This is a genomic window from Polaromonas sp. P3_B1, from assembly GCF_056402935.1.
Window position 1 is genome coordinate 116,470 of record NZ_JBFUGK010000002.1, and the last position, 14,048, is coordinate 130,517.

General features: G+C 64.0%; 14 protein-coding genes and 1 riboswitch. Of the genes, 5 read left to right on the forward strand and 9 right to left on the reverse strand.

The features are described from left to right. Positions 1–6: 6 nt before the first annotated feature. The 5 genes from chrA to AC1DXS_RS01970 all read right to left on the reverse strand — a co-directional run bounded on the left by chrA (position 7) and on the right by AC1DXS_RS01970 (position 4,987). Positions 7–1,356: a chromate efflux transporter gene (gene chrA / locus AC1DXS_RS01950; protein ID WP_477735902.1), complete on the reverse strand. Its 1,350-nt coding sequence runs from the start codon at positions 1,354–1,356 to the stop codon at positions 7–9. Continuing rightward, on the reverse strand, positions 1,353–2,297 hold the full coding sequence (locus AC1DXS_RS01955) for a chromate resistance protein ChrB domain-containing protein (RefSeq protein WP_477735903.1): 945 nt from the start codon (positions 2,295–2,297) through the stop codon (positions 1,353–1,355). Before AC1DXS_RS01955 ends, chrA begins: the two co-directional genes overlap by 4 nt. A gap of 107 nt (positions 2,298–2,404) precedes the next feature. Continuing rightward, positions 2,405–3,013 (reverse strand): methionine biosynthesis protein MetW, encoded by a 609-nt coding sequence (gene metW / locus AC1DXS_RS01960; protein WP_477735904.1) that lies wholly within the window; start codon positions 3,011–3,013, stop codon positions 2,405–2,407. Beyond that, complete coding sequence (gene metX, locus AC1DXS_RS01965; protein WP_477735905.1) at positions 3,010–4,161, reverse strand: homoserine O-succinyltransferase MetX; 1,152 nt, start codon at positions 4,159–4,161, stop codon at positions 3,010–3,012. The genes metW and metX overlap by 4 nt, the downstream gene beginning before the upstream one ends. Before the next feature lie 265 nt (positions 4,162–4,426). Continuing rightward, positions 4,427–4,987, reverse strand: coding sequence for a TMEM165/GDT1 family protein (locus AC1DXS_RS01970; RefSeq protein ID WP_477735906.1), 561 nt, complete (start codon positions 4,985–4,987; stop codon positions 4,427–4,429). A 5-nt stretch (positions 4,988–4,992) separates the two neighbouring features. Then, positions 4,993–5,181, reverse strand: a riboswitch (yybP-ykoY riboswitch). 171 nt (positions 5,182–5,352) lie between these two features. On the opposite strand from AC1DXS_RS01970, the gene AC1DXS_RS01975 reads away from it, so the two are divergent. From AC1DXS_RS01975 to AC1DXS_RS01990, 4 genes are all read left to right on the forward strand, one after another. Next, positions 5,353–6,555 carry an ammonium transporter gene (locus AC1DXS_RS01975; RefSeq protein ID WP_477735907.1) on the forward strand — a complete coding sequence of 401 codons (1,203 nt, stop codon included), beginning with the start codon at positions 5,353–5,355 and terminating at the stop codon, positions 6,553–6,555. Between the two features lie 43 nt (positions 6,556–6,598). After that, positions 6,599–7,165 (forward strand): sigma-70 family RNA polymerase sigma factor, encoded by a 567-nt coding sequence (locus AC1DXS_RS01980; protein ID WP_074580190.1) that lies wholly within the window; start codon positions 6,599–6,601, stop codon positions 7,163–7,165. 19 nt (positions 7,166–7,184) lie between these two features. Next, the gene (locus tag AC1DXS_RS01985; protein WP_477735908.1) at positions 7,185–7,430 is read left to right on the forward strand and encodes a zf-HC2 domain-containing protein; all 246 of its coding nucleotides are present in this window, start codon (positions 7,185–7,187) and stop codon (positions 7,428–7,430) included. 674 nt (positions 7,431–8,104) lie between these two features. Then, on the forward strand, positions 8,105–8,554 hold the full coding sequence (locus AC1DXS_RS01990; protein WP_477735909.1) for an RNA recognition motif domain-containing protein: 450 nt from the start codon (positions 8,105–8,107) through the stop codon (positions 8,552–8,554). Positions 8,555–8,688: 134 nt separating this feature from the next. On the opposite strand, the gene AC1DXS_RS01995 is transcribed toward AC1DXS_RS01990, so the two are convergent. The 4 genes from AC1DXS_RS01995 to AC1DXS_RS02010 form a co-directional block, all read right to left on the reverse strand. Further along, positions 8,689–9,465: an SDR family oxidoreductase gene (locus AC1DXS_RS01995; RefSeq protein WP_477735910.1), complete on the reverse strand. Its 777-nt coding sequence runs from the start codon at positions 9,463–9,465 to the stop codon at positions 8,689–8,691. A 24-nt stretch (positions 9,466–9,489) separates the two neighbouring features. Further along, positions 9,490–10,245, reverse strand: a complete 756-nt coding sequence (gene lptC, locus AC1DXS_RS02000; RefSeq protein WP_477735911.1) for an LPS export ABC transporter periplasmic protein LptC — start codon at positions 10,243–10,245, stop codon at positions 9,490–9,492. After that, positions 10,242–10,844: a KdsC family phosphatase gene (locus AC1DXS_RS02005; protein ID WP_477735912.1), complete on the reverse strand. Its 603-nt coding sequence runs from the start codon at positions 10,842–10,844 to the stop codon at positions 10,242–10,244. Before AC1DXS_RS02005 ends, lptC begins: the two co-directional genes overlap by 4 nt. 154 nt (positions 10,845–10,998) lie before the next feature. Further along, positions 10,999–11,991 (reverse strand): KpsF/GutQ family sugar-phosphate isomerase, encoded by a 993-nt coding sequence (locus AC1DXS_RS02010; RefSeq protein WP_477735913.1) that lies wholly within the window; start codon positions 11,989–11,991, stop codon positions 10,999–11,001. A 65-nt stretch (positions 11,992–12,056) separates the two neighbouring features. On the opposite strand from AC1DXS_RS02010, the gene AC1DXS_RS02015 reads away from it, so the two are divergent. Then, on the forward strand, positions 12,057–14,042 hold the full coding sequence (locus tag AC1DXS_RS02015; RefSeq protein WP_477735914.1) for a monovalent cation:proton antiporter family protein: 1,986 nt from the start codon (positions 12,057–12,059) through the stop codon (positions 14,040–14,042). Positions 14,043–14,048: the final 6 nt, after the last annotated feature.

Below are 14,048 nucleotides of genomic sequence, written 5' to 3' on the forward strand. Positions count from 1 at the left end.
GGGTCCTTAAATAATGTTGCCGAGTCGCAGCGCCAATCCGATGATGCCGGAGGTCAGCACGACGGGAATGACGCCAACTTTGAAGCGGAACAGCGCCACGGCGGCCGCTACCCCGATGACGGCTGAAGCCCACTCGAGACGGCCGGAGAGACCTTGGGGCCAGAGCACGTGGTAGGCAAAGAACACCGCGAGATTCAAGATCACCCCCACTACGGCGGCTGTGATGCCAGTCAGCGGGGCCGTGAATTTCAGGTTGCCGTGCGTGGACTCGATGAAAGGCCCGCCGAGCAGGATGAAGAAGAAGGACGGCAGGAAAGTGAAGAACGTGACCACCGTCGCCGCGACGGCCCCGGCCAGAAACAGCGATTCCGGACCGAAAATAGCCTTTGTCCAGCCACCAACGAAGCCGACGAACGCAACGACCATGATGAGGGGACCCGGTGTGGTCTCGCCTAGCGCCAGACCGTCAATCATCTGGGGGGCGGTGAGCCACTGATAGTGGTCCACCGCGCCCTGATAGACGTACGGCAATACCGCGTAAGCGCCGCCAAAGGTCAGCAGCGCGGCCTTGGTGAAGAACCACGCCATTTGCGTGAGTACCGCGTCCCACCCATATGCAGCCGTAAGTGCCGCAATGACGGCTGCCCACAGGCCCAGGCAGACGACCAGCACTTGCCTGACGCGCTTCCAGGTGAAGAGCGCATGGGCGGGTGTGGGCGTGTGGTCATCAATGAGGGCCGGGCCGAACTGCTTGGTGGAAGCGCCGTGGCCGCCGGTCTTGAACTTGTCGGGTGCGTACTTCCCGCCGAAGTAGCCGATGGTGCCCGCCGCGAGCACGATCAACGGGAAGGGTATGTTGAATGCAAAGATGGAGACAAACGCCGCGGCTGCGATGCCCCATAACCAGCCGTTTTTGAGGGCGCGGGAGCCAACCCGGTACGCGGCATGTACCACCAGTGCGGTGACCGCAGGCTTGATGCCGTAGAACAGGCCCGCGATGGCCGGGACGTGACCGAAAGCCATGTAGACCCAGGACAGCGCAACCAGGATGAACAGCGACGGCAGGACGAACAGCCCGCCGGCGACAATGCCGCCCCACGTCCGGTGCATCAACCACCCGATGTAGGTCGCAAGCTGCTGCGCCTCCGGGCCGGGCAGCAGCATGCAGTAATTGAGCGCGTGCAGAAACCGGTTCTCGGAGATCCAGCGCCGGCGCTCCACAAGCTCCTCATGCATGATGGCGATCTGCCCGGCAGGCCCGCCGAAGCTGATAAAACCCAGCTTCAGCCAGAAGGAGAACGCCTGTCCCCGGGTGATCGGTTCGGGGGCGGTCTGGTCGAGGGTATGCGTTGTCATTTGGCAGCCTTCAAAGCGGCGTGCAGGGTGTCAAAAAAGGCGAACGCGGCTTCTAGCAGCTGGTCGTCGTCTGCGTATTGCGCTTGCAAGCCACGAACGATCATTTCGATGCCTGGCGCTTCGTCGAGCGGCACGCCCCCGACGTCGATGTAATGCACGAGCTGCCCGAGCCGCGCCAGGGCAGGCTTCTCGTCAAGGCCGAAACTCCTGGCGACGACCTCGAAAGTCACCAGCTCCCCCACGTGCGTGAAAGCCGCTCCGTCGAAGTCGTAGCCGAGCGCCTGTTTAGGGCACTTCTTCGGATCCGCCAGCCAGATGAAGTTCGGCGACTTGTCGATGAAGCGGCTGACCAGCCAGGCGGTGGCGAGGCGGTCCACCCACGGGCGCTTGCGGGTGGCCCAGGTGCGGCCTTGGTAGTCTTTGATGGAAAGCGAGGGGACAACAGCCTTTGTCGGCGAGGGCTCGTCCGGTGAGAGGTGAAGTTCAATCTCGCGTCGCAGAGCCAAAACCGCATCGACACATAGGGCGCCTTCCTTGGCGGGGAAGAAATCGCTTGCCTGGATCTGCTGCAACTGCTGCTCAAGGCTGCGCAGTGTCTTGTGGAGCTCCGTTTCGCTGGCCGCCACTATGCCCTTGCGGGCATCCTTCACGGCCTGCAACAGTTCCGCATAGTGCTCGGAGCGGTCGAACAAAGCCCGGAACGCCTGCTCCTGAGCGTCATCGCGCGCGCGCAATTCGAGCAGGTGGGCATCGGCGCCAGCGTCGGCAATCGTCTTGGCGAGCTCCCGCAGAGCAAGGGCAGAAGGCGCGGTGGCCGGAAGGACATAGACCCCCTCTCGAAGCGTTCCCGCACCGGTCGTCTTGAGCGCACGCCATACCCGAACCCGCAGACCGCTAGGCGTGGTCGGCAGCGTCGCAGTAAGGATCAGCCAATCGCTCATGAAGCAAATATCTCATAAAGTGATGAACGTTACAAGACAATTCGCCGAATTGTGCTGAAAGTGTGCTTTTGGCAGCTTTTGAACACGTCGCAACGGCAACGCCAGCGCTACTCTCGCTGGAACTTGAACACCGCCCGGCTGGCCCGGGCATTCGGCCAGAAGCGGACTTCACGGCCGTCCTGCAAGCCGAAGGCGTCGAGAATTTTCAGCTGGTTCTGCAGCGCCAGTGCTTCAAAATCCTGCAGCGTTCCTACGCGGATATTGGGCGTGTCGTACCACTGGTAGGGCAGCACCTTGGTCACCGGCATGCGGCCGCGGGCGACGGCCAGGCGATTGGGCCAGTGGCCGAAGTTGGGAAACACGACGATGCCGGCGCGGCCCACGCGCGCGGTTTCACGCAGCATGGTTTCAGCGTTGTGCAGGTGCTGCAGGGTGTCTATCTGCAGCACCACGTCGAACGAGCTGTCGCCGAACAGCGCCAAGCCTTCTTCAAGGTTGAGCTGTATCACGTTGACGCCGCGCGCCACACAGGCCTGCACATTGGCGTCGTTGATTTCGACGCCGTAGCCCGAACAGCCGCGCTCGCGGATCAGGTAGTCCAGCAACTCGCCGGTACCACAGCCCAGGTCGAGCACGCGGGAGCCGTGCGGCACCAGGCGGGCGATGGACAGCAGGTCGGCCGAAGGCGGCACATCGAGGTCGACAACGGGGTTCATGCGGCCACCTTGCTCTGGAAATAGGAACGCACGACACCGAGGTAGCGCTCATCCTCCAGCAGGAAGGCATCGTGGCCGTGCGGCGCGTCGATTTCGGCGTAGCTCACGTCGCGCTGGTTGTCGAGCAGGGCCTTGACGATTTCACGGCTGCGCGCTGGGGAAAAGCGCCAGTCGGTGGTGAAGCTCACCAAAAGGAATTTGGCAGTTGCGACTTTGAGTGCTTCGCTGAGATCACCCCCGAAGGCCTTGGCCGGATCAAAGTAATCGAGCGCGCGCGTGATCAACAAATAGGTGTTGGCATCGAAATACTCGGCGAATTTGTCGCCCTGGTAGCGCAGGTAGCTTTCGATCTCGAACTCCACTTCCTGGGTGGTGAACTTGTAGCCTGTCTCATGAATGGCTGTGAGCTCACGCAACTGGCGCCCGAACTTCTCATTCATCACGTCGTCGCTCAAGTAAGTGATGTGGCCGATCATGCGGGCGATGCGCAGGCCGCGCTTGGGCAGCACGCCGTGCCTGTAGAAGTGGCCGCCATGAAAGTCCGGATCGGTCACGATGGCGCGCCGGGCCACTTCGTTGAAGGCGATGTTCTCGGCCGTGAGGTTGGGCGCGCTGGCCACGACCACGGCGTGGCGCACGCGGTCCGGATATTGCAGCGTCCAGGCCAGGGCCTGCATGCCGCCCAGGCTGCCGCCCATCACGGCGGCCAGGGTCCGTATGCCCAGGCGGTCCAGCAGGCGGGCTTGTGCGCTGACCCAGTCCTGCACCGTGACGACGGGGAAATCGGCGCCGTAGAGCTCTTGCGTATCGGGGTTGGGTTGCATGGGGCCGGTGGAGCCGAAGCAGGAGCCCAGGTTGTTGACGCCGATCACGAAAAAGCGGTTGGTGTCCACCGGCTTGCCGGGGCCGATCATGGTGTCCCACCAGCCTTCGGACTTCTCTATGGGCTGGCCCTGCGCATCGAGGTAGACGCCCGCCACATGGTGGGAGGCATTGAGCGCGTGGCAGATCAGCACGGCATTGGACTTGTCGGCGTTGAGTTCGCCGTAGGTTTCATAGCTCAGGTCGTAGGCGCGTATCGACGCGCCGCTCTGCAGAGGCAGCGCCTCTGCAAAATGCATGCTGAGCGGGGTGGCAATCAGTGTCAAAAAATCACCTGCAGAAAACAAAAAACCCGGCGTCGCTAAAGCGAGTCCGGGTTTGCTGGAGGTCGTCTTTAGCTGTACTTTTTAAGCGCCCGCAAGCTGAGCAAATCGGCGCTGAGGGGAAGTATACCCCGATGGATGTGGCCCCCACGGTCGTTCGCTTCGCGTAACTCCCTGCGCCCCGTGGGGGCCGCCCGCCTGCGGCCCGGCAAAGCCGGTTCCGCGGCCCATGCTGGCTTGAAGAGCCTCCTCAACGATTGCGCCAGTTCTACGCCAGTAGCAGCGCAGCCAGCCCCAGCCCTGCAAAGATCAGCGCTGACACGATATGCACAGCCCGCAGCGGCACAAGACGCGTCACGCGCTCGCCCAGCCAGACCACCGGTGCGTTGGCCAGCATCATGCCCAGCGTGGTGCCCGCGACCACGCTGACGATGGCGTCATAGCGTGCGGCCAGCATGACAGTGGCGATCTGCGTCTTGTCGCCCATTTCAGCGAGGAAGAAGACCAGCACGGTGGTGAAGAACACGCCGAAGCGCGGCGGTTTCCCGTCCTCGTCTGCCTCGATCTTGTCGGGCACCAGCATCCAGGCCGCCATGGCGAGGAAGGACACGCCCAGGATCCAGCGCAGCATTTGCGGCCCGATCAGCGTGGTGATCCAGGCACCGGCCGCGCCGGCCAGCGCGTGGTTGACCAAGGTCGCGACCAGGATGCCGGCGACGATGGGCCAGGGCTTCTTGAAGCGGGCAGCGAGGATGAGGGCGAGGAGTTGCGTCTTGTCGCCCATTTCGGCGAGGGCGACGATACCCGTGGAGACGAGGAAAGCTTCCATTCAAAAAGACTCCGGCCGGATGAAACCCATGACTGCACGGCATCCCCGGCCTGAAGCGGAGGCTGTGCAGTCAAAGGTCTCGCGTGATCCGAAGACCGCTTGCGCCATGTCCAAGAACAGGTTCTATAGGACAAGTCTGTTGACGCAAGCCCCTTTCAGGATTGAAAGGCTGGCTACTCCCCAATGACAGTCTGCATTGTAGCCGCCGCTCCCCCACCCTTTCTGAAAGCAGAAATTGGTGCACGTCAGCGCCGACCGCACGTTTGCGGCGCATTTCTTGCTTGTATTTGGTGCGAATCCGGAATTTCGCGGGATTACGCACCAACAAATCGCATTTAGACCAAATTTCATCTGAAGAGGGACTTATGGAAGCACTAAAACAGGGCTCGGACGCCTTGTTCATTCTGCTGGGCGGCATCATGGTGCTGGCCATGCATGCCGGTTTTGCCTTTCTGGAACTGGGCACGGTTCGCAAAAAGAACCAGGTCAATGCGCTGGTCAAGATCCTGGTGGACTTCTCGGTGTCCACGGTTGTCTATTTCATGGTGGGCTACGGCGTGGCCTACGGTACGCATTTTTTCGTAGGCGCGGAGCAGCTGGCCGCCAAAAACGGCTACGAACTGGTGAAGTTCTTTTTCCTGCTGACCTTTGCCGCCGCGATCCCGGCGATTATTTCGGGCGGCATCGCCGAGCGTGCGCGTTTTTACCCGCAGCTGATCGCCACGGCCGTCATCGTGGGCCTGGTCTACCCCTTCTTCGAGGGCATTGTCTGGAACCAGCACTTCGGCGTGCAGGCCTGGATCAAATCCCTGACGGGCGCGGAATTCCATGACTTCGCAGGCTCCATCGTGGTCCACGCGGTGGGCGGCTGGCTGGCATTGCCCGCGGTGATTTTGCTGGGTGCGCGCAGCAACCGGTATCGCAAGGACGGCGCGGTGTCGGCCCATCCGCCGTCCAACATCCCTTTCCTGGCGCTGGGCGCCTGGATTCTGACGGTGGGCTGGTTCGGCTTCAACGTCATGAGCGCGCAGACCATAGCCAAGATTTCCGGCCTGGTCGCCGTCAATTCGCTGATGGCCATGGTGGGCGGCACGCTGGCGGCGCTGGCCTTCGGCAAGAACGACCCGGGGTTTGTGCACAACGGCCCGCTGGCCGGGCTGGTGGCGGTGTGCGCGGGCTCCGACCTGATGCATCCGCTGGGCGCACTGGTGACGGGCGGCGTGGCCGGCGGCGTCTTCGTCGTGATGTTCACGCTGACGCAAAACAAATGGAAGATTGACGACGTTCTCGGTGTCTGGCCGCTGCACGGCCTGTGCGGCTTGTGGGGCGGCATCGCGGCCGGCATTTTCGGCAGCCAGGCACTGGGTGGGCTGGGCGGTGTGAGCTTTGGCGCGCAGCTCATAGGCAGCGCCATGGGTGTGGCCTGGGCGCTGCTGGCGGGCTTTGCGGTTTACGGCACCCTCAAGGCCGCCATGGGCCTGCGACTGAGCCAGGAAGAAGAGTTCGAAGGCGCCGACCTTTCCGTGCACCGCATCGGCGCGACGCCCGACCGCGAGGTCAACTGGTAGCAATGGGTAGCGGCTGCGGCCGCCTGCCGCTAGACTTCCGGCCATGCCTACTTTTGAAGAGCAGCTGGTGGAGCACCGGCTCTACCTCCTTCGCTTTGCACGCTTGCAGCTGCGCAATGATGAATGGGCGGAAGACGCGGTGTCGGAAACCCTGCTCGCGGCCCTGTCCAAGCCCCAGTCCTTTGGCAACCGCTCGCAGCTCAAGACCTGGCTGGTCGGCATCCTCAAGCACAAGGTCATCGATTTGATCCGCAGCAACGCCCGGCTGGTGGCCGTGCCCGATGCGCAGGCCGACGAGGAGGGGGACGAGTTGGACCGCTTGTCCTTCAAGGCTGACGGCCACTTCACGGAGACGCCCAATGACTGGGGCAACCCCGACCAGACCTTGCAGCAAACACAGTTCTTCCAGGTGCTGGACGCCTGCATGGAGCGCCTGCCGCCGGCGCTGGGCCGGCTGTTCCTGATGCGCGAGTGGCTGGAGCTTTCTTCGCAGGAAGTCTGTAAGGAACTCTCGCTGACGCCGACCAACCTGTATGTCCAGTTGCACCGGGCCCGCCTGCGCCTGCAGGAGTGCCTCAATATCCACTGGTTCGGCAAACCCAGCACCTGATCGCCCGGCGCCCCCTGACATGAAACCCAAAGTCGCCCTGTTACGACGCACCTGCCGGGAGGCCGCGGCGCTGTTGATCGCGCGCGAGGACCGTGCGCTGAGCCTGCCGGACCACGTCGCGCTCAAGCTGCACTTGATGGCCTGCGAAGCCTGCCCCAAGTTTGAAAACCAGGTCCTGACCATGCGCGCGGCGATGAAACGCTGGCGCCATTACGCCGGCGGCGCGGAGCAGGGCGCGCCGGGGCAAGCTGAAGACGTCCGTTGAGATAGCTTGGGGGCCAGCTTCAGCGCTCCGCCTTGGTCCTTGTGGCCCATAAATCGCCGGAAAAGCGCGTTTCATGGATGCAATTTTGTGTAACTATTTCCACAGGGTTGGTACAAAGTCCGGCAACGCTGCGCTTGCCTTCCGCATTTACGCAAGCGACAAGTACCTCGCGTTGGCGCTGCCAACCATACCGAGTTCAGAAACCCGGAAATCCGGACTGCTATGGGTTTTTATTACATCGATTTTTTCAATGTATGCACTAACTTAGCTGGAAAATCAGCTGGGGCGTATTTTTTTAAACGCCAGCGCGCCGATCATTTTTCCGCGAGGCGGGCTTGGCGGAGCAGTCTTTATGCTTCATTTTTTCCGCGGCGAATTTGCTGTGGCCTTGCCGCATTGCACCGCCGCCCGCGGCCTTTGCCGCAAAAATCCGGCTTTGGCGCCCCCCCCATATGGCCGGAAAACCCCTGTTCATGCGGCTTGGCGGGGCCTAGGTACTAACGCTAGTGGATTGTGTTTTGATCCAGTGAAGCATAATATGCCGGTGCGAGTGCCAGCACTCGCACAAGTTAGGTGATCGGTCAGTTTCGCGCGCTACAGCGGTATGTTTCAAGATTTGTTGTGCTTTCGGGACCCCATCGCTTTTGTTTTTGTGTATTTAGAGGAGTCCCTTCATGGGCAACAAACTATACGTCGGCAACCTGCCTTACTCGGTGCGTGACGAAGACCTGCAACAATCTTTTGGCCAATTCGGCGCTGTCACCAGCGCGAAAGTCATGATGGAACGCGACACCGGTCGCTCCAAAGGCTTTGGCTTTGTCGAAATGGGCAGCGATGCAGAAGCCCAGGCAGCTATCAACGGCATGAACGGTCAGCCTCTGGGCGGCCGCAGCGTCGTCGTGAACGAAGCACGTCCCATGGAAGCACGTCCTCCCCGTAGCGGCGGCTTCGGCGGCGGCGGTGGTGGCGGCTACGGTGGTGGTGGCGGCGGCGGCGGTTACGGCGGCGGTGGCCGCTCCGGCGGCGGCAGCGACGGCGGTTTCCGCAGCCCTTACGGCGGTGGCGGTAGCGGCGGTGGCCGTTCCGGCGGCGGCGGTGGTGGTGGTGGACGCGGCGGCTACTAAGCCCTGCTAAACCTCTCTTCAGCCCCGGCTGAAGAGCGCTGAAAAGGCTTCAAGACTTCGGTTTTGAAGCCTTTTTGCTTTCCGGGCCTCTGTGAACGCGTTCCCGGCCCGCTCAGGGCCCGAAAGAACGCCCCTCAGTGCTCACCCTGGCGATGCTTGCGCGCCCGTCCGGACACGATCTTGTCAAACAGCCCATTGGGCAGCAGACGCAGCAGCTTTGCCACCATGCCCATCTGCCAGGGAATCACGCGGTAGCTATGCCCGGCGTGAATGGTCGCGAACGCCTTGTCGGCGAAGGTTTCGACCTTCATCAGAAAAGGCATGGAATAGCGGTTTTCGCGGGTCAGCGGCGTGTCGATATAGCCCGGGCAGATCGTCACCACCTTCACGCCGCTGGGGCGCAATTCGCCGCGCAGGCTTTCGCAATAGGCGATGACCGCCGCCTTGCTGGCGCAATACGCGCCATGGCCTGGCAGGCCGCGTATGCCCGCCACACTGCCAATGCCCACCAGCGTGCCGGTGCCGCGCGCGACCATGCCGGCCATGAAGGGATGAAAGGTGGCCGCCACACCGACGTTGTTGGTCGCGAAGGTTTGGGCCATCACGTCCACGTCTGATCGCACGGCGGTGTCCATGCCGATGCTGATGCCGGCGTTGGCGATCACGACGTCAGGCACACCTTGCGCCGCGATGCAGGCCAGGCCGGCCGCAACAATGCTGTCGGTGTCGGCCACGTCTGCACCGTAAATCTGATAACGACCCGCGCTGAGCTTGCTGGCCTCGGCCCAGGCCTGCACCTCGGCTGTTCGCCGCGCGGCCAGCGCCAGCCGGTAGCCCGCCGAATAAAAGCGCATGGCCAGCGCCTGGCCTATTCCGCTGGAGGCGCCGGTGATGAATACGAGTCTGGACATGGATGGCCGTTGATGAAAGCCGCGCTAGGGCGTGGCCGGTTTGGCGGGGCTTGCCGGCGCGGGTGCCGCCGGCAAAGTCAATGTCGGAAGGCTCGCCGCACTTGCCGCGGAGCGGGGCACCAGGATGCCATGGACCCGGCCCTTGAGGTCCGCGACCTGGTCCAGGTTGTCATAGGCGAAGGTGTCGCCGACGAACTGGTCGGTCCCGCGGATCAACAACACGGGCTTGTGGGATTTCACGCGCTCGTCGTTCAGGAAAGCATGGAGGAACTCGCCGCGGAATTCCATGCGCGGCGTTTCCTTGCCGCTCGCGTCCGTGCTGGCGTCCCGAATCACCCGCGCATTGCCTGTCAGCTGCACTTCCGAACCGTCGCCGTTGGAATAGGCGCGGTTGGCCGTGGCGGTGGTAATACGGCCGTCGGGGCGGATGCTGCGGATCTTTGCCTGGTCGATCTCAAGGATGTCGGTGTCGGGGAAATGCCGCGCCTCGATGCCGTAGATTTCGCTCTTGAGTTGCCCGTTCTCGTCAAAGGTCTTGACGGTGAACTTGCGCATGAAATAGTCGATGTCATGGCTTGCTTCCCGCGCCACTTCCGGCGCGCTGAAGATGGGCGTGTTGCGCACCAGCCAGTAGGTGCCCAGCGCCAGCGCACCCATCATCAGCAGCGGCATGTAGATGGCCATGCTGTCCCACACGCGCAGAAGGCCGCGCCACGCCCTCTTGACCGGAGGGAGCGCGGCGGCGCGGCTGGCGCCCTGGGCCGGCGTTGCGGTTGTCATTGGCGGTATTCCTCGAGGAGTTCCGCGTAGCGCCCGCTTGCGATCAGCAGCAGGTCGCAAAACTCGCGCGCCGCGCCGTGGCCGCCAAGCACCTGCGTGACATGGTGCGCCTGCGCCCGGACTTCCACGTGCGCGTTGGAAGGTGCGCAGCTGATCGCCACGCGGGACATCACCGGCAGGTCCGGCCAGTCATCGCCCATGGCGGCGGCGGCGGACCAATCCAGGCCCAGGGCCTGCAGGGTGTCCTCGGCGGCGGGCCGTTTGTCTTCCGTGCCGAAATACGCACGCGTGACGCCCAGGGCCTGCAGGCGCGCGCGCAGTACATCGCTGTCCCGCCCGGTGATCACCACCGGGGTGATGCCGGCGCGCTGCAGCAACTTCAGGCCGTGGCCGTCCAGGGTGTTGAAGCGCTTGATGATCTCGCCGGAGGCGCGGTAGCCGCCAGCGGCCTGGGCCCGGGCATGGCCCTCCGGGTATTCGGAGAAATACAGGCCGCCATCGGTGAGCACACCGTCCACGTCGAAAAACACCACCTTGACGCCCTGGGCACGCAGCAGCAGCTCGGGAGCAAAATTCAGGGCGGGCGTCACAACCATCATGCGCAACCGATCAAAAACCATATCAAAGCGCCAGGTGCAAGCACCAGTCCCTTCAAGCCAGGGCCGCGCAACTGGCTTTGCCAGGCCGCAGGCGCAGCGGCCCCCTCGGGGGGCAGCGAAGTACACGCAGTGACGAGCGTGGGGGCCATATCCATCAGATAACTTTCGCGCGCATGAGGTCGTTGGAGTTGAGCGCGCCGCACAGCACGCCGGCCTCGTCGACCACCAGCACGCTGGTGATGCGGTATTGCTCCATCAGGGCGGCGGCTTCCACGGCCAGCGAATCCGCCCGCACGGTGCGCGGGCCGGGATGCATCACATCGCCGGCCTTGCTGCTGCGCAGGTCCACGCCTTTTTCGACCAGGCGGCGCAGGTCGCCGTCGGTAAAAATCCCGAGCACGCGCCGCTCGCCGTCGACCACGGCGGAAGCGCCCAGGCCCTTGGCGCTCATCTCGCGCATGAGGTCGCTAAAGCTGGTGTCGGGCCGCACCTGCGGCACGGCGTCGCCGCTGCGCATCACGTCGCTCACATGCGTGAGCAGTTTGCGGCCCAGCGCGCCGCCGGGGTGCGAGCGGGCAAAGTCTTCTTCGCGGAAACCGCGCACGTCGAGCAGTGCGACGGCCAGTGCATCCCCCATGGCGAGCTGCGCCGTGGTGCTGGCCGTGGGCGCCAGGTTGAGGGGGCAGGCTTCCAGCGCGACGCTGCTGTCGAGCGTGACGCGCGCATGGCGCGCGAGCGCGGACTGGGCGCCGCCGGTGATGGCGATCATGGGCACGCCCTGGCGGCTCAGCACCGGCAGGATCACCGTGAGCTCCTCGCTCTCGCCGCTGTTGGAAATCGCCAGCACCACGTCCTGGCCGGTGATCATGCCCAGGTCACCATGGCTGGCTTCCGCCGGATGCACAAACATGGCGGGAGTGCCGGTGGACGCCAGCGTGGCGGCGATCTTGCGGCCTATGTGGCCGCTTTTGCCCATGCCCATGACCACCACGCGGCCCCGGCAGGCGAGTATGAGTTCCACAGCCTCGGCGAACTCGGCGCCCAGGCGCTGCGCGAGACCCAGGACAGCGGCGGCTTCTATCTCAAAAGTCTTGCGGGCCAGGTTCAGCACCTGCCCGGCATCCAGTTTCACGGGGTCTGCGTTCATGGCTGCATTCTATCGAGGCGCACAAAGCCCCGTGCCGCCCCAATTTCCTCGGCTACCATCAACGCATGAGCGCGCTTGAACTGACCCTGCTGTACCTGCTGGCCGCGGTGCTGGGGGTGGTCGCATGCCGTTCGCTCAAGCTGCCGCCCATGCTGGGCTACCTTGCGGTGGGCGTGATCATCGGCCCCAACGCGCTGGCGCTGGCGCAAAACTCCGACGGCGTCCGCCACCTGGGCGAGTTCGGCGTGGTGTTCCTGATGTTCGTGATCGGCCTGGAGTTCAACCTGCCCAAGTTGCGCTCCATGCGGCGCCATGTGTTCGGACTGGGGCTGCTGCAGGTGGCCCTGACCATCGTGCTGGCCACGGTCGGTTCGCTCTTCCTCGCCAGCATGGCGCCCAGCCTCTGGACCATGGGCTGGCAGACCGCGCTGGCGCTGTCCGGCGCCATCGCCATGAGCAGCACCGCCATCGTCGTGAAGCTGCTGTCCGAGCGGCTCGAGCTGGAGTCCGAGCACGGCAAGCGCATCATGGGCGTGCTGCTGTTCCAGGATCTGGCCGTGGTGCCGCTGCTGGTGCTGATCCCGGCCCTGGGGGCCCCTGCCGACGCGCTCCTGACGGCGCTGGCCATCGCCGGGCTGAAGGCCGCCGTTCTGGTGGGGCTGCTGCTGACGGGCGGGCAGCGCATCATGCGCTGGTGGCTCACCATCGTGGCGCGGCGCAAAAGCGAAGAGCTGTTCGTTCTCAATCTTCTGCTGGTCACGCTGGCGCTGGCCTGGCTGACCGAGCGCGCCGGCCTCAGCCTGGCGCTGGGCGCCTTCATCGCCGGCATGCTCATCTCGGAAACCGAATACAAGCACCAGGTGGAGACCGACATCCGGCCTTTCCACGATGTGCTGCTGGGCCTCTTCTTCATCAGCATCGGCATGCTGCTCGACTGGCGCCTGGTGCTGGAGCGCTGGCCGCTGGTGTTGCTGCTGATGACGCTGCCTGTCGTGTTCAAGCTGGTGCTCGTCACCGCGCTGGCCCGCTCGCTGGGCGCGACCGCCGGTGTTTCGCTGCGCACCGGGCTCTACCTGGCGCAAGCCGGTGAGTTCGGTTTTGTGCTGCTCACGCTGGCCCAGCAGAACAGCCTGGTGCCGCCGGCCTTGCTGAACCCCATTTTGGCGAGCATGGTGCTGTCGATGCTGGCCACGCCCTTCATCATCATGTACAGCAACCGCATCGTGATGAAGCTGGTTTCCAGCGAATGGTTGCAGCAATCGCTGCAGATGACCACCATCGCGCGCAAGTCCATCAACGCCAACAAGCATGTGATCATCTGCGGTTACGGCCGCTGCGGCCAGAACCTGGGCCACATGCTGGAGCGCGAAGGCATCCAGTACMTGGCGCTGGACCTGGACCCGGATCGCGTGCGGCAGGCCGCCGCCGCGGGCGACTCGGTCGTGTTCGGCGACGCCGTGCGCCTGCAGGCCCTGATGGCCGCCGGCCTGGCGCGCGCCAGCGCGGTGGTCATCACCTACCTGGACACCGCCAGCGCCCTCAAGGTGCTGGCCAACACGCGCGCCCATGCACCCACGGTGCCGGTCATCGTGCGCACCGTGGACGACCATGACCTGGAAAAGCTGCAGGCGGCCGGCGCCACCGAGGTCGTGCCCGAAGCCATCGAGGGCAGCCTGATGCTCGCCAGCCATGCGCTCGCGCTGGTGGGCGTGCCCATGCGCCGCGTGATCCGCGTCGTGCAGGACCAGCGCGACGCGCGCTACAACCTGCTGCGCGGCTATTTCCGCGGCGCCGACGACGACACCGTCAACGAGCTTGAGCAGGAGCGCCTTGCCACCGTGACCTTGCCCCTCGGGAGCCGGTCCACCGGCAAAACCCTGACGTCATTGGCACTGCAGATGCTTGAGGTGCGCGTCGTGAGCCTGCGGCGAAGCAACGGCAAGACGCAGCAGGCCGATGACGAAACACGGCTGGAGGGTGGCGACACGCTGGTGCTGTCGGGGCGGTCCGCCGCGCTGGCGATGGCTGAAGACAAGCTGCTCAAAGGCTAGGCAGGC